A 22,671-nucleotide genomic window follows, 5' to 3' on the forward strand; every position below is an offset into this window, starting at 1 on the left:
ACCATGACTGAGCAACCGCTATCACCTTTTCATCCTGAACAGTTGCAGGGGACCTTATCAGAACTGTGCACGGTACATGATTGGTTACGTTGGGCAGTAAGTCGTTTTCATCAGGCTGGAGTGTATTTTGGTCATGGTACCGACAATGCGTGGGATGAAGCGGCAGTGCTGTTAGCCCATGTGCTATTTTTACCGCCACTGACCGATGACAAACTGTTGCCCGTACGTTTAACCCTGCATGAGCGCCAAGCGTTTATCGATTTACTGCAGCAACGCATTGAACAGCGTATTCCAGCCGCTTACCTGACTCAGCAAGCCTACTTTTGCGAGCTGCCGTTTTATGTGGATGAGCGGGTGTTGATCCCACGCTCGCCGATTGCCGAATTAATTAAAAACAAATTTGCTAACTTACTTGAACCGGGTTTTACTCCTACGGCTATTTTAGATTTATGTACCGGCTCTGCCTGTATTGCTATTGCTTGTGCTTATGCGTTCCCTGATGCACAAGTGGATGCCGTGGATATTAGTCCTGATGCGTTAAATGTGGCGCAAATTAATATATCGGAGCATCAATTAGAAGATCGGGTATTTCCCGTGTTATCTGATGGCTTTGCCGCCTTACAAGGCCAGCATTACGATTTGATAGTGACCAACCCGCCTTATGTTGACGCCGAAGATATGGATGACTTACCCGAAGAGTATCGGCATGAGCCCGAATTAGGCTTAGCCTCGGGTGTAGACGGGCTGGCATTAACGCGGCAAATCCTTCGAGATGCGGCAGCCCATCTTACCGAACAGGGCATTTTAGTTTGTGAAGTTGGCAATAGTATGGTTGAATTGCAGTATAGATATCCAGACGTCCCATTTAATTGGCTGGAATTTAACAGCGGTGGTCTGGGCGTTTTCGCGTTGACAAAGCAGCAGCTTATCAACAGTCAGCATTTGTTTGAGGAAGCATAAATGGCAGGTAACAGTATTGGGCAGTTATTTAAAGTCACCACCTTTGGCGAAAGTCATGGTCCGGCCATTGGCGGAGTGGTTGATGGCTGTCCACCTGGTATGGCGTTGACCGCTGAAGATCTGCAGTTAGATCTGGATCGGCGCAAGCCAGGCACGTCGCGTTACACCACCGCGCGCCGTGAAGAAGATACGGTGAAGCTATTATCAGGAGTGTTTAACGATACTACTACCGGTTGCTCTATCGGTTTATTGATTGAAAACACCGATCAGCGTTCACAAGATTACTCGAACATTGCCGCTTTATTTCGTCCTGGGCATGCCGATTACACCTACTGGCACAAATTTGGGATCCGCGATTATCGTGGCGGTGGCCGCTCATCTGCACGTGAAACGGCCATTCGAGTGGCTGCCGGTGCTATCGCTAAAAAGTATCTAAAAGAGCATTGTGGTATTGAAATTCGCGGTTATTTATCCCAGCTTGGCCCGGTAAAAGCGGAACAATTACAATGGCATGAAGTTGAAAACAACCCATTTTTCTTCCCCGATCCCGATAAACTCAGTGCCTTAGATGAGTACATGCGGCAACTGAAAAAGGACGGTGATTCGGTCGGTGCTCGCGTTAATGTGGTGGCGAGCGGCATGCCCGTTGGCTTAGGTGAGCCGGTGTTTGATCGCTTAGATGCCGATGTTGCGCATGCCATGATGAGCATTAATGCCGTAAAAGCGGTGGAAATTGGCGATGGCTTTGCGGTGGTCGAGCAGCGCGGCTCAACGGGTCGTGATGAATTAACGCCAACGGGTTTTAGTGCTAATCACGCTGGTGGTACTTTAGGTGGTATTTCCAGCGGCCAAGATTTATTAGTCAGTATTGCGCTAAAGCCCACTTCGAGTATCAGTGTGCCGGGTAAAAGCATTAATACCGACGGTGAAGTCGTCGATATCGTGACCAAAGGGCGGCATGATCCCTGTGTTGGTATTCGAGCTGTACCCGTAGCCGAAGCGATGCTGGCGATTGTGCTGTTAGATCACCTGTTAAGACAGCGCGCGCAAAATGCCATGGTGCAGGTAACCACGCCGGATATTGCTGCTATTTCTCGTCAACAAGCTCCCAGCGAATAAGCGATTATTGTGTTCAGATTAACTGCCAAGCCAGCGTTATCGCTGGCTTATTTTGCTTACTTTGGTGTACTGGGCATCTTTGTGCCGTATTTTGGCTTGTTTTTAGATGGCCGCGGTTATCAATCGGCACAAATTGGTTTGTTACTGGCATTGGTTACCGCCACTCGTATTTTAGGCCCAGCGCTTTGGGGCACCTTAGCTGATCGTACGGCTAATCCTTTAGGGATCATGCGCTTTGGCGCCGGTATTGCTATTGTCGCTTGGCTTAGTAGCTTAGTCGATTTTGGCTTTTGGCCATTATTACTGGGTTTTGCGGTATTCAGCTTTTTCTGGACAGCGATTTTACCGCAGTTGGAAGTCTGTACTTTTCATAGTTTGAATGATGATACCGGCAGCTACAGTAAAATTCGTACCTTTGGCAGTATCGGTTATATCGTATTAGTCATGCTGGGCGGCTGGCTTTATCAGCGCTTTGGCAGTGAGTTTATGCCGGGCACCGCATTGTTGTTTCTGTTTTTGTTGTTACTCAGTTTGGTTAATTTACCGCCGATGCCACCGCCACCAAGTAAAGATCAGCCCAAATTATCTTTTGCTGAGTTGTTTTCTAGTAAGGTGCTGTGGCAGTTTATGGCTGCGGCATTCTTATTACAGATGAGCTTTGCGCCGTTTTATGGCTTTTTTACGCTGTATAGCCGGGATCTGGGTTACAGCGGAACCCTTACCGGTTTGTTTATTGGTTTAGCCGTGCTGGCTGAAATCATCGCCTTTTATTATGCCGGACGTATTTTGCAGCGTTTTTCTTTTCGTCGGTTGTTGGCCTGCTGTTATGGTTTGACGGTGATCCGCTGGCTTATGTTAGCTTTTGTTGCTGATTCGCCATGGCTGTTAGCGCTGAGTATGTTGTTTCATGCAGGGAGTTTTGCCATTGCCCATAGTTGCGCTATGCAGTTTATTCAGCAGTTTTTCCCCAAGGCACAGCGAGGGCGAGGCCAAGCTTTTTATGCCGGTATTATATACGGTGGCGGTGGTGCGCTAGGTGCTTATATCAGCGGTATTAGTTGGCAAAACGGCTTAGGCGCTGAACAAACCTATGTGCTGGCAGCGATAGCGGCATGTTTTGCCGCCATCTTAGCTTGGTGCTTACCTAAACAGATGCCTAAAGCGGCTTTGGTTTAACGCCTTAACGGGTGAGCCAACGTAATAAAGCTTGAAATAGCGGCCGATCAAACGGTGGATAAATAAATTGGCTGCTACTAAAGCGGCCTTTTTCATGGATGGCTTTAAGGTGCGACAACCGTAAAAAGCCCTCTGGACCATGATAATAGCCGAGGCCAGATGGCCCGACACCACCAAAGGGTAAATCATCTTGCGCGACTTGCAGCAAGGTATCATTAATGGCTACGCCACCCGCATGCACTTGCTCGAGCACTTGGCTAATTAACGCTGAGTTTTCGCTCATCAAGTATAAGGCTAAGGGCTTAGGCCGTTCTCGAATAAAGGCAATGGCCTCGTTAATATCATCATAAGGCAGCAGCGGTAAAACCGGCCCGAAAATCTCATCTTGCCATAACTGACACGCTAACGGGGCATCCACTACCAAAGTCAGCGGCAATAATCGCTGCTGCGCGTTGCCGCCTTCGCTACAGGAAATTAAGGTTGCGCCGGCATCTTTCGCTTCTTGCAAAAGATGGCTGAGCCGCTGATATTGTCGCTGATTGACGATCGCACTGTATGAGCTGCCATTTGGGAAATCGGGGTAAAAACGTTTAAACCCCTTCTTGAGCAGGCTGATTAACTCGGGCAGCTGGGCACGAGGCACTAACACATAATCTGGTGCGACACAGGTTTGACCGGCATTAGCCGTTTTACCAAATAGCAAGCGATCGCTAATGCGTGCTAAGTTGGCGTCAGGTGCAATCAGTACCGGGCTTTTCCCGCCAAGCTCTAAGGTTACCGGCGTTAAGTTGGCGGCAGCGGCTTGCATCACTTTACGCCCAACCTGGGTTGAACCGGTAAAAAGCAAATGATCAAAGGGTAGGGCAGAAAAGTCGGCGGCGACCTTCGCATCGCCTTCGATAATACTGACACTATCCGCACAGGCTTGCTGGCATAATTGGCGTAGTACCTGATTGGTTGCTGGGGTAAATTCAGATAATTTAACCAAGGCATGATTGCCTGCTGCCAGTGCCGTCATTAAAGGGCTCAATGCCAGAAATATCGGATAATTCCACGGCACAATAATACCTACTACGCCCAGCGGCTGTGGCATCACCCGGTTAGTGGCTGGCGCAAAAGTGTAATGAACATGCCGTTTTTTCGGGCGCATCCACGCTTTTAAATGGCGCAATTGATATTTTAAGCCTTGGCGGCAAGGCGCGATTTCCAGTAATCGGGTTTCATCATGACTGCGCTGGCCAAAATCGCTGGCAACGGCTTCGCATAGCGCGTGCTCAAATTGCTGCAAAGCACGCATTAAGGCAGTTAAACGCTGACGGCGTAGAGCAAGGCTTGGGTAAGGATCTGCATGAAAAGCCTGCTGGTGTTGCGCAAACTGCTGTTCGAGCGATGTCATAAAAACTCCTGATAAGAAACGATATCCAAGGATAAGTAGCAAAATCGGCATAAAACAGTTGGTGTAGCGCATAAAACCAAACTGCTGGGCGCAAATCCCGACTTACTGTAGAGCACTGACGGTCTTGCCGCAAGCCTGCTGAAATAGCCTTAGAATGCTATCCGGCCGTTACCGGGTTGCGATGCGCCGGTCTGGCGGCTGATCGCTGGGAAATAGCCAGATTAGCAGGTACAATGCGCGGCAATTGCAATACGCCTGCTTTTAAGAGGCAGCGAGCTATAGGTAGCAGTAGTTATGGCGAAACGATTTCGATTAGGCTTAATTATTAACCCATTAGCCGGCTTGGGCGGTAGCGTGGGGTTAAAAGGCAGCGATCAACTGGCCGAGCAAGCCTTGGCGCTTGGCGCTACGCCGATGGCGGGTGAGCGGGCTCGTGTCTGTTTAGAGCAGTTATTACCACTGCAGCAGCAAGTTGAAATTCTCACGGTTGCCGCCGACATGGGCGAAGCTTTGGCAGCCGAGTTAGGTTTTCAGTATCAGGTGTGTTACACCCCAACACAACATCCTACACAAGCGCTGGATACGGAACACGCTGCCGAGCTGATTGCAGCGGCGGGCGTTGATTTACTGTTATTCGCAGGTGGCGATGGCACCGCGCGCAATGTCTGCAGTGTGGTCGCGGATCGCACCACGGTGCTAGGCATTCCTGCTGGTTGTAAAATTCACTCTGGCGTGTATGCCATATCACCGCTGGCCGCAGGGAAGTTACTGAGCAAGTTAGTCGCGGGTGAATTAGTTAGCCAGCAAGAAGCGGCGGTGATGGATATTGATGAAGTGGCTTTTCGCCAAGGCGTGGTAAAAGCACGGCGTTATGGCGAAATGCGTATTCCGGCTGAATTACGTTATGTCCAAAGCGTGAAAATGGCGGGCAAAGAATCCGCTGAGCTGGTGTTGGATGATTTAGCAGCTTATGTGGCCAGCCAATTAGAAGATAACGTGCGTTATGTGATGGGCTCTGGTTCAACCGTGGCCGCGGTGATGGCGGAGCTAGGCTTAGAGAACACGCTGCTAGGGGTAGATGTAGTTGAAAATGGCCAACTATTAGCGCAGGACGTGACCGCCAGTGAACTGCTTGATTGGGTAAAAGATTATCCCAGTAAGTTAGTTATCACTTTGATAGGCGGACAAGGCCATGTGTTTGGTCGAGGTAATCAGCAGCTATCCCCAGCGGTGATCCGTGCCGTGGGCCGTGACAACATTCTCTTACTAGCCACCAAAACGAAGTTACAACAATTAGATGGGCGGCCGTTGTTAGCCGATACCGGCGATGTCGCATTGGATCGTGAGCTGCAAGGCTTGATCAGTGTGTTAACCGGTTACAACGATTATGTTATTTACCGTCTAGGATATGAGGATGAGCATTAAGATGCAGCAACAAGAACATACCGAGCAGTTTATTGAGCAGGCCGCAGCCTATTTTGATCAGTTAGTGCCCATTGCGACCGATGATGAGTTATTTGCTGCTGGTTACTTACGCGGCCATGTTGATTTAGTGGTGGGTACCTTGCAGGTTACTGAGCAACCTTTTCACGTCAGCGATATTGTGGCGCAAGTGGAGCAGAGTTTGGCGCAAGCCATTTCAGGCGGTGAACTGACTGAGCAAGATCAGCAGCAAGTTCGTGCGGTTTGGCAACAGTTACAATCGTCTTGCGAGACAAGTTCTTCTAATTAGCGTAAGATAAGCGCAATTTTAACTCTGATGGTGCTTAGCGCCATCCGTCAAGGATAAGTGGAACGCATGTCAAAATTTACCACCTTAGAGCAACACGCAAGTTACGGTATTGGTTTACAGATGGGTCAGCAGCTTGCTGATCGTCCATTTGATGGCTTAGATATTACTGCCGTGGCCGCAGGTTTAGCCGCAGCATACAATGAAGAAGCGCCAGAAGTAACCGAAGATCAAATTCGTGCTGCTTTTACGGTTATCAGTGAGCGTATGCAAACGGTTGAACAAGAAAAAGCGGCGGCTTTAGCCGAAGCGGGCGAAGTATTTTTAACCGAAAACGCTAAGCGTGCAGAAGTCACTACCACCGCTTCAGGTTTACAATATGAAGTGTTAGTTGCCGCCGAAGGTGAAAAACCGACTGCTGCTTCTACCGTGCGTACGCACTATCACGGTACTTTAATTGACGGCACGGTTTTTGACAGCTCTTATCAGCGTGGCGAGCCTGCTGAGTTCCCTGTATCGGGCGTGATTGCTGGCTGGACTGAAGCGTTACAAATGATGGCGGTAGGTTCAAAATTACGTTTATATGTGCCACATAACCTCGCTTACGGCGAACGTGGTGCCGGTAATGCTATCGCTCCATTTAGTACGCTAATTTTTGATGTTGAGCTGTTAGCTATCGTTTAAACACGCGCTGTGTTGATGGTTAAAAAGCGCCGACTTTGTTCGGCGCTTTTTTTATGCTGAGTCATAACGCGTTAAGCGTTAATCTTACGTTTTTCATGCCTTTATTACAGCAGTATGGCAAAACTAGGTTTATACTGAGTGTTGAATTTAGCCGTTAACATGGAGTAACTGATGGCCAACCTTACCATCCAAACCCGAATTTTATTGTTAGCTCTGATCCCCAGTACCTTGCTTGCGGTGTTGTTAGTAAGCTTTAGTTTGTTGCAGGCTAAATCCTTGGGGCAACAAGGGGTTGATAGTTTTGAAGAGATGTTTCAGCAAAGTCAGCAAGCCTTAATTAAAAACTATATGCAATTAGCGAAAAGCTCAATTGCTCACTTATACAACGCGCCTGATGCGGCCACTAACCCAGCTGTAAAAGCAGAAGCTATCGAAATTTTAAGGCAATTGCGTTTTGATGATAGCGGCAGTATGGGCTATTTCTTTATTTATGATCAGCAAGGCGTCAATGTGATGCATGCGGCTAATGAAGCCTTACAAGGCCGTAACCTGATGGATCTCAAGGACCCAAATGGTGTAGAGGTGATCCGCAGCTTATGGAATGCGGCACGAAGTGGTGACGGCTATTTATACTATCATTGGAATAATACCCAGACTAACCTAACTGAGCCCAAATTGGGATACGCTGAAGAGTTAAGTAAATGGGGTTTGATGCTTGGAACGGGTTTTTGGATTGACAGTTTAGATAAGCAAGTGGCGTTAATGCAGCAAAAAGTGGATCAGTCACTTAGTACCAGCTTTTGGAGCTCTCTGGGTACCGCCATCGCCTCGTTAATCGTGATTATGTTGTTGGCGCTGGTAGTTGTGCGCAGCATTATAACGCCATTAAAATCAGTTGTTTCGGCAATGACCGCAATAGCTCAAGGTGGCGGTGATTTACGCCATCGTTTAACCGTGAGTGGTAATGATGAATTAGCACAGTTGTCAGAAGCCTTTAACCGCTTTGCTAGTCAGGTACGAGATTTGGTTGCAAGGGTTGCCGGTTCAACTTCAACTTTAAACAGCAGTGCTGGTGAATTAAACGCCATTATGCGCCAAGCTACTCAGGGCGTGAGTCGTCAGCAATCCGAAAGCGATCAAGTGGCTACCGCGATGAATGAAATGGCGGCATCTTCACAAGAGGTGGCCGACAGTGCGATGCAAGCATCATCCGCCGCAGCGAATGCAGAAGATCTGGTCAGTAACTCTAAACACACACTGGAGAAAACCGTACAAGTAATTGATGGTTTAGCCTTGCAAGTAAATGATGGTGTATCGGTGATTGCAGATTTAAGTAAAGAGTCTGATCGGATTGGCGGGGTGTTAGATGTGATCCGCAGTATTGCTGAGCAAACGAATTTGTTAGCGTTAAATGCCGCGATTGAAGCGGCCCGTGCCGGTGAAGCAGGGCGGGGTTTTGCCGTAGTCGCAGATGAAGTGCGCACGCTGGCCAGCCGTACGCAAAAAAGTACTCAAGAAATTCAGCAAATGATTTCACGCTTACACTCGGGTATCAAAGGCGCGATTGAACTGATTAGTCAGTTAAAGCAAAGCAGTCAGAGCAGCGTGGAAGAAATCCGCCAAGTAGAATTGGCATTAAATCAAATTAGTACCGCGGTAAATACCATTAATAACATGAACGCACAAATTGCCACTGCAGCAGAAGAACAAACCCATGTTTCTGGCGCCATAAACGAAAATGTGCATCAAATTGTTATCGTTATCGAAGAAACGGCTGACGGTACAAAACGTGCCACACACACCAGCGAACAACTGACGGAACTTGCGACAGAGCTAGATCGATTAGTTAGCAATTATCGAGTGTAAACAGATTTAGTGGGTTAATCACGGTAAGGGTTTTTGTTGAGCCGGCTAAATTGGCTGGCCAACACCACTACTGAAACCACACTGTAACTGAACATGATGATCCGGCTCCATTGCGCCATGCTCAGCGAAGCAAACTGCCAACTTACCCCACCACAAGTACCGGTGACTTCAAAAACCGCGGGAAACCAACGATCTAAAGCTAACCAACTGGGAAAATCGGCAAACAGGGCGCAAGTGGTAAAACCGCCGCTGGCTAATGTTTGCTCTATCGCTACCAATTCTTGCGCTTGCCAGAAACCATAAAGCGCAGCGCCAAGCCAAGCTAAGTTAGCCACGAAACGGCCTAAGGGATGTCTAGGCGCAAAAGCACCTATTAAACCGGCTACCAGAATACCGAGAAAGGCTGCGCGAATATAAATACACTTAATACAAGGTTGAAAATTAAGCACATACTGAAAATATAAGCCGGAAGCTTCAAATAATAACGCAGTGAAAGCCAGTAAAAGCCAAGGCCAACGTTTGAGAGAAAGGGATTTAAGCGCTTGAAACATGCTGCTGCCTGCAAAATTAAGCAAATATAGTTTAACAATTTAAGGTATTTCAACAGAATACACAATGAAGTCTGTCTTACTGCAGCGAATTTTGCCGTGTGTCTTGTTAACTGCCATCGCTCTGGTACAATCAGTCGATAATTTTAAGACTAATGAGACGGATTAATCCGCATGACCAACCTAATTAAAGCACAAAGTCCTGCTGGCTTTGCTGAAGAGTATATTGTTGATTCAATCTGGAATGGCAAATTTGCCCCAGGTTCTATTTTACCCGCTGAACGTGAGCTATCAGAATTGATTGGTGTAACCCGCACCACCTTGCGTGAAGTGTTACAACGTTTAGCGCGCGATGGTTGGTTAACCATTCAACATGGCAAACCCACTAAAGTAAATAACTTTTGGGAAACCTCAGGTTTAAATATTTTAGAAACGCTGGCGCGGCTTGATGAAGAGCATATGCCAGACTTAGTAGATGAACTGCTTTCTGCCCGGACTAATATCAGCGCTATCTATATTCGTGGCGCTATTAAGACACATCAGCAGCAGGTGATTGATTATTTAAGTAATGCTGAAACCTTAGACGATACCGCGGAAGCCTTTGCTGAGTTTGATTACAACCTCAACCATGAATTAGCGCTGCATTCTTCTAACCGTATATATGTGTTGATCTTAAATGGTTTTCGCGGCTTGTATAACAAAATTGCCCGTTTTTATTTTTCACAACCAGCAGCCCGTGCGCTCGCCCGCAGCTATTATGAACAGTTAAAGCAGATGGCTCAGGCCGGTAAGCATAACGACGTGATCATGGTTGTGCGTAAATACGGTATTGAAAGTGGCAAAATTTGGTTAGAGATGCGCCCCCAGATCCCAAATGATCTGATCTAATATGCTGTAGTGTATTGAAAAAGCCGCTATTGTTATCAATAGCGGCTTTTTTTATTTAATGCTGTGCCAAGAAAATCAAATGATATAACATATAACCTTTAGTTATAAGTTGGTTTTCGCCACGTTTTTGGAGTTTCTTCGATGTCAGCACCCTCTCACCGTTGTCGCACTTTGGCCGAAGTGTATTTAGATAATAATGCGACTACACCGGTGTTGCCGGCAGTTGCCGCTGCCGTGATGCAAACAATGCAGCAAGACTTTGGCAATCCAAGCAGCAGTCATAGTACCGGTATTAAAGCGAAGGTTGCCTTGGAGCATACCCGCAGTTTGGCGCGGCAATTATTGGGTGCTGCCACAGGCGAGATTATTTTCACTTCGGGGGCAACAGAGGGTATTCAAACGTCGGTGATTTCCGCGTTGCAAGCGCTACGTGCTCGCGGCTTATGTGGGCCTGAAACCTTATTATTATATGGCGCGACCGAGCATAAAGCCGTTCCGGAAAGTTTAAAATACTGGAACAAGCTTTTACAGATTAATGCGACGGTACAGGCTATTCCTGTACTAAACAGTGGGCTAATTGACACTGATGCGTTACGTCAATTATTACCCCGTGCTGCTATGGTTTGCACTATGGCGGCTAATAACGAAACGGGGGTAAAACAAGATTTAGTGGCGTTAGAAAAACTGATCCGTGAAGTCAAACCGGATGCGTATTGGTTGGTTGACTGCGTACAGGCTCTGGGCAAAATGTCTTTAGATTTTGCGAAGATCAGTATAGATTATGCGCCGTTCAGTGGCCATAAGTTGTATGGTCCTAAGGGTATTGGTTTTCTGTATGTTCGCCCAGGTGCGCCTTATCAGCCATTAATTGCTGGTGGTGGTCAAGAGGGCGGTTTACGCTCGGGTACAGAAAACTTACCGGGTATTGCCGCTTTAAGTACCATCTTTAGTCAATTACTGAACCCTGAATCAAGTGTATTCTGCGTGGATGCGGTGCTATGGCATTATAGACAGCAACTGCTAGCTGCGCTTCGTCAGGTTTTCCCGGCCTTGGTGTTAAATAGCGCTGAGCCACACATTCTTGCTACAACCTTAAATTTTGCTGTGCCAGGTTTCTTTGCCAAAGATATTTTGGATCTGTTTGATGCGGCAGGTATTCGCGTAAGCTCTGGGTCTGCCTGCAGTTCGAAAGTAACCGGTAGCTTTGTATTAGATGCCATGGGGCTGGAACGCTGGCGCAGTGAAGGCGCTATTCGTTTATCTTTTGGCCCCGCGATGACAGCAGAAGAATGTGACGAAGCGTGCAAGCGTATTGTCAGTTTAGCACCAGTAGTGCGTCAACACTGTTTAGTGTTAACGGATGCGGATCCGCTGAATATGAGCGTGGCGGCCGGTTTATCACAATTTAAATATGATGCTAATTGCAGTTATTTACTGAGTTGTGAGCATAGTCGCCAAGCTATTATTATTGATCCTGTTATGCCGTTAGCTGAGCGTTTCGTGAATATTATTCAAGGACAGGGTTTAACATTAGTTGCCGTGTTGGATACGCATTTGCATCAACAAGCCAACCCTGCGTCAAAATTATTACGACAATTATTGGTCGATGCAAAGGAGCAGGATGCAACAGGTTGGCCACTGGCACATGATACGCTGCAAGTGGGTGTGTATCAATTAAGCCGTATTGCCACCCCAGGCCATAGTCCGCAGGCTTATAGTGTGTTGTTAAAACAAGCTGATAGCATCACTGCTGCCTTTATTGGCGATATTTTACTGCCAGCTGGTATTGGTCGCACCGATCTCGACGGTGGTAGTGCCATGGCTTTACAGCAGAGTTTGCAGCTTTTGCAAGCAACAGTTTCTGAACAAACGCTATTATTTTCAAGCCATGATTACGCACAGCGCTTTGTTACCACTTTTGCTTTAGCCAAACAAGAAACCCCTTTATTACAACAAATTTTAGCTGGTGCTGAGCAGGAGCAATGGCAACAACGATTGAACGAGCAAAGTGCGATTTTGCAACAAGCCAGCACGCATTTGTGTGGTTTGGTTGAAGTATCTCATCAGGACGCGATTGCGTTAGTACAGCCCAATGATTTAGAGCAGTTATTAAGCACGCAACAGATCACTGTGCTGGATGTGCGTGAGCCCTATGAACAGAGCGCAGGGGCGGTAGATACTTACTTACCGGTGACGGCTGAAGTGTTGCAGATCCCTTTGTCGCGGCTTTGCAATGCCATGCTGCAACAGCAATTAAAGCTAGACCAGCCTTTGTTGTTGATTTGTCGAACCGGCAATCGAAGTTTATTGGCTGCGCGAGTGCTTCGGCGTTTAGGCTTTAAGCAACTGTGGAATTTACAGGGTGGTGTGGCTTTATTAAGCTAAAAAAAGCGCCGGCAAAGCCGGCGCAAGAGTGCTACATCAGAAGTACATGTTTAAACGGGTTCAGTAAAAAAATTGTTGTAACGGGTTCAACAAACGCACTAGGCCTTTGTTGAACTTTAATGGCGCGCTTAGTACCGACAAACATAAACAATCTTCGTCAGCCCGAGTGTGCGGCGTATGCGTATCATCAGGAGAATTAATTAATAAGTCACCCGCGCCGTATTCACCGCTTTCATCATAAATACGCCCACTTAATACCAATGTCATTTCCATACCTAAATGGCTATGATTTGGCACTTCAGTACCTTTATCAATGTATAGCAAAGATACATGGGTTTTTTCACCAGCAGGCAACTTGGCAGTGGCAATACCACCTAATTGTAACCATTTGCTTTGTTGCGACACTAAACGGCTTAATGCACGCGGTATACGAAACTCGCGACCATTAACATTTACTGTTACTGACTCTTGCTGCTTCGGCGCATGTGAACCAGTGTTAGGTTGCTGCGACGTAATGAAATCAAGCATCTGTGCGAAATCATCAGCATTGTTATTCATTTCTGGGGATAACTTGGCTAATTGACTGCCGTGATCGTTGTGTAAATCTTGGCACAGGTGCTGACAGTGCGGACACAAATCAATATGTGTGGCAACTGCCAAGGCAACTTCGGCAGAAAGCGTACCTTCTACATACTGTTCCATCAGCATCATTCCTGGATGAAATTTAACTGCGTGTGTCATCTAATGCCTCTCTCAAACGATCTAGCGCCAACCTGATCCGTGACTTTACTGTGCCAAGCGGAATACCTAACTCATCGGATACTTCTTGATGAGACTTCTCTTCTAAATAAACTTTTTGCATTACCATTCGCTGTGCTGGGGGTAAAGCATCGAAATGAGGAGCCAGCTTTTCACTCATTAGCATGGTTTCCCATTGCTCAGAAGTGCTGCCCTCTTGCTCTGGATAATCTCCGTCAGCCCATAAGTCATCTGCGCTGATGTCATCTTTGCGGCTTTGCTTTTTACGCAACATATCAAAACGAACGTTACGCGCGATAGTAAAAATCCAAGTAGATGCGCAACCACGACTTGCGTCGAACAAATTGGCTTTTTTCCAAACATTAAGCATGGTGTCTTGAACCATCTCTAAAGCTTGCTGTTCGTTACCGAACATCTTCATACCAAAAGCTTTTAAGCGTGGTGCAAAGTAACTAAATAGCTCAGCGTAAGCTGCTTTGTCAGCATTCACAGCGACAAAAGTTAAAGCGTCTTCCCATTGCCCAGTGCGGATATTGGGTTCTGCACTAATAGTCATACGGTCGGGCATCCTCGTTTTAGCTCTCGAGTTGTCATGATGCCCTGATAGCACGGTAGATTCCAACATATTCGTTATTTCCCGGCGATTAAGTGCGTTTTTATGAAACGTGCCATTTATACGCAGCGTAATAGGAACTGGTTTTAAATATAATTAAAATAAAAAATAGAACGTTAAATCCGAAATTATCCGTTTTTAATTCTAAAAAGTTGCATGTAACATCAGTTGAATGTTTTTAAACGGAGAATGTTGATGAAAAATATTTTAGTGATAAACAGCTCGATCAGTGGCTCTGCCGGTAAATCTGTAGAATTAGTGCAACACTTTTTAGCACAGTTGCCGCAAGCGCAGCACAAAGTAACAGAAATTGATTTAAATGCGACGCCACTTACGCATCTGACCATGCCTGAGATGGGAAGTTGGATGACGGCTGCAGCAGAGCGTAATGCCGAGCAGCAACAACTTGCAGCAATTTCTGATGATTTAGTGGCTAAGGTTAAAGCGGCTGACGTTTTAGTATTGGGTGTGCCCATGTACAACTTTGCGATACCCAGCCAATTAAAAGCGCTGTTAGATCGTTTAGCGCGCGTAGGGTTGACCTTCAAATACACTGAGCAAGGCCCAGTCGGTTTGTTAAACGACAAGCCCGTGGTTTTCGCACTGACTCGAGGTGGAGTATATGCAAATGGTCCAGCTGACAGTCAGGTACCTTTCTTAAAAACCTTTTTTAATTTCTTAGGGCTAACGCAATTGCACTTTGTTTACGCCGAGGGCTTAAATATGGGGCCTGACAGTGCGGAACAAGCCATGAGTAAGGCAAAAACGCAACTTAGCGCAATCGGCAAGCAGTTATTCGCTTAATGTTTATTTGTTAGCTGCAACACAAACCGGCCTGAGGCCGGTTTTTTGCTTTTTAGCGTATTGGCTTTGCATTCAGGCGCAATCGGTTGCGTTCTGTTTACAAGCTTTGTATAACAGCAAGGTCTTAGGCAGAAATGAAGAATAACTCTATGAAAAAATTTCACTGCGCCATACTGGCTTTAAGTGTCAGCTCGATATTGTGTTTTAGTTCGGTTGTGGCTGCAAAAGGTGAGCCTCGTACTTGGTCAACCGACACCATCAGCGTTGTGCAACAAAATCAAGTTGATCCGTCCATTCGATTGACGATGGAACAAATTATGGCGGATCCGGATTGGTTGGGTCGTCAACCAGAAAGCGCCTTTTGGGCACCAGATAGTAGCACGGTGTTTTATCAACGCAAACGCGAGCAAAGCGAATTGCGCGATTGGTTTCGTCGTCCGGTGCAAGGAGTTGGCAATGGTGAGCAAGTTAAACTCGCTGATTGGCATCAAATGGGCGCAGAGCAATTAGTTTTTAACGCTGATCGCAGCAAAATGGCTTACATCTTTGAAGGCAACCTATTTGTCATTGTTGACGGGAAATTGCAGCAACTGACCCGCAGTAATAGCAGTCAGAGCAGACCACAATTTTTGCTAGATGGTCGTTTAGCCTATCAACAAGGCTGGGATTTTTTTGCTTATGACTTTAATAACGGTAGCCACAGCGAAATTGCCAGTTTAAAAACAGAAGATGCTCCCACCGCACCTGCACCGGCAAAGGGCTATTTAGGTCAAGAGCAAGCGAAGCTGATCCGATATATTGCGCTACAACAACAAAATCAAACCGAGCGTTATCAAGCAGCACAGCAGTTACGCACTGAAAATAATAGCATGGCTCCGGCCGCGATTTATTTGGGTAAAGGGCAACAAATTGTAGATGCCAGCTTATCGCCCAAGGGTGATTATTTGATGCTTGCAACGCGTAAATCGAGTGCGCGCAATGACAAAGATATTATGCCGAATTATATTACGGCTAACGGTGATATTGCCGCGCAGCCGGTGCGTGCACGTGTGAATGATTTTACTCCTGAGCCGCAAAAATTGCTGTTAGTTGATTTACAACAAAACAGCATGCAGGAGCTTAGTTATAGCAGTTTGCCAGGTTATAACGAAGATGTGCTGGCAGAAGTGAAAACAGAAAATGCCAAGGCACAGGGTAAAAAGTATCAATCAGAAAAAGTGATCCGTGATATTGGCTTAATGACCGATTGGTATTGGAGCCAAAGTGCTATGCGTTGGCACAATAACGGTCAGCAAGTGGCGGTCATGTTAAAAGCCTTTGACAATAAAGACCGTTGGATTGCCACTGTCGACCTGGCTAAAAAGCAGTTAGTACCTCAGCATCGTTTGCATGATAAAGCTTGGGTTAATTACGCTTTTAATGATTTTGGTTGGTTAAACAACAGTGAAACCTTGTTCTTCTTATCGGAAGAAAGTGGTTATGCCCACCTATACAGCAAAGCATTAACTGCGAAAAAAGCGATAAAATTAACCTCAGGCACATTTGAAGTGACCGGCCCGGTGTTAACGCATGACGATCAGTACATCTATTTCACCGCCAACAAGAGCCATCCCGGGATCTACAATGTGTATCGCCAAGTGCTGGGCACTAACCAGACTGAACAGGTGACCAATTTACTGGGCAGTACCGAGTTTACTTTATCGCCAGATGAACAGCAGTTGTTGCTACGCCACTCAACCAACCTAATGCCACCTGAGCTGTTTGTAGCAGAGGCGAAGGCAGGTACAACGGTTCGTCAGTTAACGGATACGGTTTCTACAGCGTTTAGAAAATTGCCTCTTGTTGCACCTCAGGTTGTGGCTGTGCCTTCAAGCCATGGCTCACACCCGGTATTTAGCAAATTGTATTTACCGGCTGATTATCAGCAAGGTGAGGCCCGTCGTGCTGTCGTGTTTAACCATGGCGCCGGTTATCTGCAGAACAGTGATCTAGGTTGGTCTGGCTATTTCCGTGAATTCTTGTTTCATAACTTGTTAGTTCAGCAAGGTTATGTAGTGCTTGATATGGATTACCGAGCATCAAAAGGTTACGGCCGTGATTGGCGCACTGCGATATATCGCCAGATGGGAACTCCTGAAATTGAAGATTTAGTTGATGGTGTGGACTATTTAGTTAAAAACGCCAATGTCGACCGCAAGCGTGTGGGTACTTATGGCGGTTCATACGGTGGTTTTATGACTTTTATGGCGTTGTTTAAAGAGCCTGAGTTATTTCAAGCAGGGGCAGCGCTGCGTCCAGTAAGTGATTGGGCTTATTACAACCATCCTTATACCTCTAATATTTTAAATACGCCGGCAATCGATCCTATTGCCTATGAGCGCAGTTCGCCCATTTATTTCACCGACGGTTTGAAAAAGCCACTGCTGATCAATGCCCCCATGGTTGACGACAACGTGTTTTTTCAAGATGTGGTGCGTTTGGTGCAGCGCTTAATTGAGCACGAAATTGTCGATTTCGAAACAGCGATTTACCCCGTTGAAGCGCATGGCTTTCGTCAACCAAGCAGTTGGTTAGACGAATACCGTCGTATCCACAAACTGTTCGAAGAAAATCTCTAAACCGCTCATTCCACACAATAAGGGCCTCATTCAGGCCCGACCACACTTTGACACTGGTACGACCGCACTCCGGTACAGGTCGTACCACACTATATGAACGCCTCCTTTGCAAGGCCTTTTAACGTGCGTTGAGTTGGATGGGCTGCGGTACTATATTCGGTCTTATTATGCGAGGCGTGCCCCCGCTGACCCTAATGATTTCCGCGGCTTTAGTCCTGATACTCTGAACGGTATTTAAACCCATGTGGTCCTCAGGATACTAAAGCTTGGTCTTACCAATTTTCATCACACGTCAGGCGCCCTGACAAACGGTTGCGAACGTATTCGCGCTAAACGATGTTACTTATTTTGCTATGAAGCTTCGTGCTTACTCTGCCACACGGTTAACTCACCTGTGCATAGATGGCTTCACTGTAGTCAACTTCTTTACTTAACAAGGCCCACACGACCCGAGCGGTTTTATTGGCCTGTGCCAGTAACACCACATTCTTGGGTCGCCGAATCAATAACTGCTGCAACCACTCGCTCGGCTGTTTGTTATGCGTAATTGCCGAGCGCGCGCCGTGAACTAATAAAGTGCGCAGGTAAGTGTCACCACGTTTACTGATACCATGTAACTTTACCTTTCCGCCTGAGCCTGTTTGTTTAGGTACAAGCCCGAGCCAGGCAGAGAGCTCACGTCCTGATTTAAACTGCTGAACATCACCGACAGTGGCCACCAAGGCGGTTGCGGTTAATACGCCAATACCGGGTATCTTGCTAATCCGCTGGCACTGTGGGCAACGTTTGAACCACGCCGTGATGTGCTGCTCTAAGCCCGCAATGTCCTCGTCCAGTGTGCTGATGTAAGCCACACGCTCGTATAAACGGTCCATAAACTCCGTGGGGACACTTTGAGACAGCTGCTCTAATGCCGGTGCAATATCACGCTTAAAGGCCGTGCGGCTTTTCGGTATCACCAAACCAAACTCCGCTAAGAAGCCCCTAACAGCATTAATGCTGGCCGTGCGGGTTTTAACCAGTTGCGCACGCATGCGATGTGCAGCCAAAGCGGCTTGCTGCTCAATCGTTTTTACTGCAACAAAACGCATTTCAGGTTGTTGAACGGCAGTCCAAATCGCTCTGGCATCGACCATGTCATTCTTATTACCGATAACAAAAGGTTTCACTTTATGTGCGGCTAACAAACGGACCTGATGCCCCATCTTCTGGAAATAGCGTCCCCAGTGATGCGCACCACTGCAGGCTTCCATGGCAATCAGCGAGGGCGTTTTATTGCTAAACCACTCCAGAAAATGCTGTCGCTTAACCTTTTGGGAATGGCTTTTGCCAGCATTATCGACCCAGTGAATTTGGAAAATCTCTTTTGCAATATCAACACCAAATACATTAAGCTTCATATCGGATACCCCTGTTGTCTGTAGAACTTACACTACCATTTTGGCACACGATGCCGTGACCAGGGGTATCCATCCTTTCTAAAAGATGCCCCCTGAAGGTTAAGTGGAGGCGTTCATATTATTCTCTGACACTGGTACGACCGCACTCCGGTACTGGTTGTACCTTACTCTGAGTCTGGTATGACCATACTCAGAGAGGTTTTGAGGGGATGTGGTGACGGAAAGCGCTTAGCGCAGGCGTTGGCCGTTGGCAGTGACGAAATCGCTATCGGCATTAAAGGTAAGTGTTTGTTGGCTGTAGGGTTGTTGCAGTGTTAGTGTGGCGGCATGGAGCAGTAAGCGCGGTGCAGCTTGTTGCCACTCGATAGGGGCATAAAAAGCATCGCCTAAGATCGGATGCCCTAATGCTGCCATATGAACGCGTAATTGATGTGAACGGCCGGTAACGGGCCTTAATTCAACTAAAGCCGAGTTAGCGTATTGCTCTAAAACTTTAAAATGCGTTTCTGCTACTTTGCCTGCGGTATCAACTTGTTGTTTGGGTGGGTTAGCAGGATCGGCCGCTAAAGGCAGAGTAATGCAACCTGCCGTTTCGGTCAGTTGCCCGGCAACTATGGCAAGATAGCGTTTTTTTACCAAACGTTCGGCAAATTGCCGTTTTAATTCTCGCTCGGCTTTGCGCCTTAAAGCAAAAGCCACCACACCGGATGTACTGAGATCTAATCGATGAACTAATTGCGCTAGTGGGTAGAGCGCACAAACTCGGCTAAGCAAACAATCTGCTAAGTCAGGTCCTTTGCCGGGGTTGGTTAGTAGGCCACTGGGTTTATTAACCACTAACAAATCTTTATCTTCGTATATGATTTCTAGTGCAGTTTGCGGAGGGTTATACCGCAGCGGAGCAATCATCATGTTGTTCCTGTGTCAGTGTTTTTGCGCAGCTTAACGGATTTATGGCTGCTGGCTAGGTTTTTTTTGCGGCATAATACCTGAGTTTTTAGTATTTGAGCGCAACTATGTCTGTTGAACCGCAATCGTTAGCCATATTACCGGCAACCCAAGACACTTACCGCATTATTTATCAAGATGATGTGCTGTTGGTAGTGGATAAACCGAGCCATCTCCTCACTGTGCCTGGTCGACATCCGGCGAATCATGACTGTTTAATTAGTCGGGTACAGCAGGATTTTCCAACTGCGCAGGTGGTGCATCGTTTGGATTATGATACCTCAGGATTGGTTATTTTACCTTTGAACAAAGTGACATTGTCGGCCATTAGTAAGCAATTTCAGGCTCGAACCATAGAAAAGGATTATTTGGCTGTGGTTGCAGGGGACTTACCAGAGAGTGGCGAGATTAACTTGCCGATAGCAGCGGATGCTGACAATCGCCCGCTATATAAAATTTGTGCGCAAAGCGGTAAACCAGCTTTGACACATTTCACGCGCTTGGCTGATCCTGCTTTAATCGACAGCTCCCGGGTTTTGTTAAAGCCAGTGACCGGTCGCTCGCACCAATTGCGTTTGCATTTGCTCAGTATTGGCCATGCCATCTTAGGAGATACCTTATATGGCACAAAAGCGATTGCAAAAAGAGCGCCGCGTTTGCTGTTACATGCTTACCAAATTCGTTTTCAACATCCGATTAATGGTGAGTCGGTGCAACTGACAGCGGCCCCGCCTTTTTAGGAAGAGTTGAACGTAACTGGATAAGCACGCTAACCCCATGGCTGGCAGGATAAATACTGATTAAACTTGGCTCGGTGTGTGAGAGCAGGGTGAACCACAGCTGACTATTTTGTTTTTCAGCAAAGGCCCGTTGGATCGCGCTGATCAGTGGGCTGAAATCGACTTCTGATTGATAGAATACTTCAGTCATGTGTTTACCCGGTGATAAGGCTCTATTACCGGCTATCCATTCCAGGGCTTGCTGGTTGATATAGCTAAAGTGAAAATGGGCATCTAGCATAAATAAACCATCGGTTACACTTTCTAAAATTTGATAAAGCGAGCGTTTAAGCTCTTCAGTTTGTAGCCACAGGTTTTTTTGTTTACTGATATCCATGGCTGAACCAAACCAGTAACTTAACTGCCCCGGGGCCTGATAAATGGGCACGGCATGCATTAAGTGCCAGCTATAGTTCCCATCCGCACCTAATAACCGAAATTCAATTTTGTATGATGTTTCATGCTGTAAAGCCTGTTGCCAGGCTGACATGGTTGCCAGTTGGTCTTCAGGATGGATGATGTTAAGCCAGTCGGCGACAATACGTTCGGCGCTCCAACCACAAAACACTGCAAAACTTTGTGAAACAAAGTTGATTAAGCCATCCGCATCGGCTATCCATACCTTAACGGGCAAGGTATCGGCTAGATATTTAAACTGCTGAATTTGCTCACCGAGCGTATCGTTTGGCGATAATAATGGCTGAAGGTTTTGTAATAATCCTCGCACAATGTCGCGATTATCTGGATCCGGATAAGCAACCAGTTTGATCCGTTGCAGTGGTAAGCTTTGGCTGGCTAATTGCAATTCAAGCTTAATCATTTTACCTTCAAATAAACAGGCTTGAACTCGATTTGTTAATTCAGTTTGTGAGGCACTATCAAAACAGGCATAAAACTGCTCAATGGTTAGCTCAAGCTTGTTAAGTTTGAATAACTGGCTACTGGCTTTATCTAACACCACCATTTTACGGTAGTCATTTAAGTGCCAATGACTTAAACCGGCCACTTCTTGAGCTAAATTTAACTCTAGTCGGGCTCGTTTTTCTTGTTGCAGTTGAGTTTGCTGTAATTTTAGCTGGGTGATGATTTTAAAACTTAGCCACCAGAGAATGACAATAACCAAGCAGGCTAAACCGCGATTGGCCAACACATAGGCTTCAGAGAAATTATCTGGTGCTGGCGGAGCAATGAAATAACCTATCCAGATAGCCATGATACTTAAACTGGCGGTCAGGTTCAGTAAGCGATAACGGTAGGTGAAACCCGCCAGTAAGATTAACGGCGAATATAGCATACCGTGAGCAAAACCAAGTTGGGTTACACTATCGGCTAATAAAATGACAAAAATAGTTAAAATGAAGCAGGGGAGCACAAAGCGAGAAGACTGAAAAAAAGCCAAGTTTTTGTGCATGAGGTTCCTTTTCTATGCTCAATGGTGTTCTCGCAGCTTTGCCAGACCACAAGGTGTGACCTATTAAATCACTGTATTAATAAGGCTACCGCTTTTTTCGCTGGATGAGCCATTGACTAAATTATTGATCTCGATTGTTAAGGCATCAGCTTTGTTATCAGGCTCTGCCGTAGAGTTTTGGCTAAATTGTCGGTTGATGCTTTGCTGAAAACGCACACTGTTTTGCTGGTTGCTTTGACTCAGTTGTTCTGCCGCATTTAAATTTTGCTGTAAGGTGTTCGCTTCATTTTCGGCAACGTTAGCCTCGGTATCTAAACGTTTTGCGGCAGCCTCGGCTTGTCGGGCTTCACGCCTTTTCGCCGCAGCCTGGGTTTCTAAAGCACGCGCCTGCTGCTCAGCGAGTTCGGCCTGTCGAACCGTCTGTTGGCGTAATAGCGTATTAACCGGAAAATTACCCGTGCTTAAGGAACTCATTGTAGCTGCTCCATCTGTTTGGCTTAGCTTTAACTATGCCTAGCTAAACTATAGTGCATTTTCTGTAAGATGCAAATAGCTTTAAAACAGTGCATGTTAAAAAAAATCAAATAA

Annotated in this window: 20 protein-coding genes; 12 read left to right on the plus strand and 8 right to left on the minus strand. The window is 46.5% G+C overall.

Going from position 1 to position 22,671, the window contains the following annotated elements; all coding sequences use genetic code 11:
* Positions 1-3 precede the first annotated feature (3 nt).
* From prmB to ACUJFK_RS07720, 3 genes are read left to right on the plus strand one after another with little or no spacing between them, the layout of a single operon-like run.
* Complete coding sequence (gene prmB / locus ACUJFK_RS07710; RefSeq protein WP_445426563.1) at positions 4-960, plus strand: 50S ribosomal protein L3 N(5)-glutamine methyltransferase; 957 nt, start codon at positions 4-6, stop codon at positions 958-960.
* On the plus strand, positions 961-2,079 hold the full coding sequence (gene aroC / locus ACUJFK_RS07715; RefSeq protein ID WP_445426564.1) for a chorismate synthase: 1,119 nt from the start codon (positions 961-963) through the stop codon (positions 2,077-2,079).
* A 9-nt stretch (positions 2,080-2,088) separates the two neighbouring features.
* Positions 2,089-3,255 (plus strand): MFS transporter, encoded by a 1,167-nt coding sequence (locus ACUJFK_RS07720; RefSeq protein WP_445426565.1) that lies wholly within the window; start codon positions 2,089-2,091, stop codon positions 3,253-3,255.
* A 4-nt stretch (positions 3,256-3,259) separates the two neighbouring features.
* Here ACUJFK_RS07720 and ACUJFK_RS07725 read toward each other — a convergent pair whose 3' ends face one another.
* On the minus strand, positions 3,260-4,651 hold the full coding sequence (locus ACUJFK_RS07725) for a coniferyl aldehyde dehydrogenase (protein ID WP_445426566.1): 1,392 nt from the start codon (positions 4,649-4,651) through the stop codon (positions 3,260-3,262).
* A 294-nt stretch (positions 4,652-4,945) separates the two neighbouring features.
* On the opposite strand from ACUJFK_RS07725, the gene ACUJFK_RS07730 reads away from it, so the two are divergent.
* The 4 genes from ACUJFK_RS07730 to ACUJFK_RS07745 all read left to right on the plus strand — a co-directional run bounded on the left by ACUJFK_RS07730 (position 4,946) and on the right by ACUJFK_RS07745 (position 8,930).
* Positions 4,946-6,076, plus strand: coding sequence for an ATP-NAD kinase family protein (locus ACUJFK_RS07730; protein WP_306176739.1), 1,131 nt, complete (start codon positions 4,946-4,948; stop codon positions 6,074-6,076).
* Positions 6,066-6,383, plus strand: coding sequence for a YfcL family protein (locus ACUJFK_RS07735; protein ID WP_445426567.1), 318 nt, complete (start codon positions 6,066-6,068; stop codon positions 6,381-6,383). Before ACUJFK_RS07730 ends, ACUJFK_RS07735 begins: the two co-directional genes overlap by 11 nt.
* Positions 6,384-6,449: 66 nt before the next feature.
* On the plus strand, positions 6,450-7,064 hold the full coding sequence (locus ACUJFK_RS07740; RefSeq protein ID WP_226750864.1) for an FKBP-type peptidyl-prolyl cis-trans isomerase: 615 nt from the start codon (positions 6,450-6,452) through the stop codon (positions 7,062-7,064).
* Between the two features lie 171 nt (positions 7,065-7,235).
* Positions 7,236-8,930, plus strand: a complete 1,695-nt coding sequence (locus ACUJFK_RS07745) for a methyl-accepting chemotaxis protein (RefSeq protein WP_445426568.1) — start codon at positions 7,236-7,238, stop codon at positions 8,928-8,930.
* Positions 8,931-8,944: 14 nt separating this feature from the next.
* Here the strand turns inward: ACUJFK_RS07745 and dsbB are convergent, their stop codons facing one another.
* Positions 8,945-9,481, minus strand: a complete 537-nt coding sequence (gene dsbB / locus ACUJFK_RS07750) for a disulfide bond formation protein DsbB (protein ID WP_306176737.1) — start codon at positions 9,479-9,481, stop codon at positions 8,945-8,947.
* A gap of 171 nt (positions 9,482-9,652) precedes the next feature.
* Between dsbB and fadR the strand changes: the two genes are divergently transcribed.
* Positions 9,653-10,366, plus strand: a complete 714-nt coding sequence (gene fadR / locus ACUJFK_RS07755) for a fatty acid metabolism transcriptional regulator FadR (RefSeq protein WP_229585155.1) — start codon at positions 9,653-9,655, stop codon at positions 10,364-10,366.
* A 141-nt stretch (positions 10,367-10,507) separates the two neighbouring features.
* Complete coding sequence (locus ACUJFK_RS07760) at positions 10,508-12,751, plus strand: aminotransferase class V-fold PLP-dependent enzyme (RefSeq protein ID WP_445426569.1); 2,244 nt, start codon at positions 10,508-10,510, stop codon at positions 12,749-12,751.
* 60 nt (positions 12,752-12,811) lie between these two features.
* Here ACUJFK_RS07760 and ACUJFK_RS07765 read toward each other — a convergent pair whose 3' ends face one another.
* Both ACUJFK_RS07765 and ACUJFK_RS07770 read right to left on the minus strand, forming a co-directional pair.
* The gene (locus ACUJFK_RS07765; RefSeq protein ID WP_306176736.1) at positions 12,812-13,492 is read right to left on the minus strand and encodes a ChrR family anti-sigma-E factor; all 681 of its coding nucleotides are present in this window, start codon (positions 13,490-13,492) and stop codon (positions 12,812-12,814) included.
* Positions 13,476-14,066, minus strand: a complete 591-nt coding sequence (locus ACUJFK_RS07770) for a sigma-70 family RNA polymerase sigma factor (protein ID WP_226750870.1) — start codon at positions 14,064-14,066, stop codon at positions 13,476-13,478. The genes ACUJFK_RS07765 and ACUJFK_RS07770 overlap by 17 nt, the downstream gene beginning before the upstream one ends.
* 252 nt (positions 14,067-14,318) lie before the next feature.
* Between ACUJFK_RS07770 and ACUJFK_RS07775 the strand changes: the two genes are divergently transcribed.
* Both ACUJFK_RS07775 and ACUJFK_RS07780 read left to right on the plus strand, forming a co-directional pair.
* Complete coding sequence (locus ACUJFK_RS07775; protein WP_226750871.1) at positions 14,319-14,927, plus strand: FMN-dependent NADH-azoreductase; 609 nt, start codon at positions 14,319-14,321, stop codon at positions 14,925-14,927.
* Between the two features lie 149 nt (positions 14,928-15,076).
* On the plus strand, positions 15,077-17,545 hold the full coding sequence (locus ACUJFK_RS07780; protein WP_445426570.1) for a prolyl oligopeptidase family serine peptidase: 2,469 nt from the start codon (positions 15,077-15,079) through the stop codon (positions 17,543-17,545).
* Between the two features lie 383 nt (positions 17,546-17,928).
* On the opposite strand, the gene ACUJFK_RS07785 is transcribed toward ACUJFK_RS07780, so the two are convergent.
* A complete protein-coding gene (locus ACUJFK_RS07785) occupies positions 17,929-18,945 on the minus strand; it encodes an IS110 family transposase (RefSeq protein ID WP_445425853.1) in 1,017 nt (338 codons plus the stop codon).
* A 228-nt stretch (positions 18,946-19,173) separates the two neighbouring features.
* Entirely contained in the window at positions 19,174-19,851 is a 678-nt protein-coding gene (locus ACUJFK_RS07790; RefSeq protein ID WP_445426769.1) for an RluA family pseudouridine synthase, read from the minus strand.
* 110 nt (positions 19,852-19,961) lie between these two features.
* Here ACUJFK_RS07790 and ACUJFK_RS07795 point away from each other — a divergent pair, with 110 nt between their 5' ends.
* Complete coding sequence (locus tag ACUJFK_RS07795) at positions 19,962-20,633, plus strand: RluA family pseudouridine synthase (protein WP_445426571.1); 672 nt, start codon at positions 19,962-19,964, stop codon at positions 20,631-20,633.
* On the opposite strand, the gene ACUJFK_RS07800 is transcribed toward ACUJFK_RS07795, so the two are convergent.
* Both ACUJFK_RS07800 and ACUJFK_RS07805 read right to left on the minus strand, forming a co-directional pair.
* Positions 20,590-22,083, minus strand: coding sequence for a PAS domain-containing protein (locus ACUJFK_RS07800; protein WP_445426572.1), 1,494 nt, complete (start codon positions 22,081-22,083; stop codon positions 20,590-20,592). The genes ACUJFK_RS07795 and ACUJFK_RS07800 overlap by 44 nt on opposite strands.
* 63 nt (positions 22,084-22,146) lie before the next feature.
* A complete protein-coding gene (locus ACUJFK_RS07805; RefSeq protein ID WP_445426573.1) occupies positions 22,147-22,557 on the minus strand; it encodes a hypothetical protein in 411 nt (136 codons plus the stop codon).
* Positions 22,558-22,671: the final 114 nt, after the last annotated feature.

It is taken from the genome of Alishewanella sp. HL-SH06 (assembly GCF_052656265.1).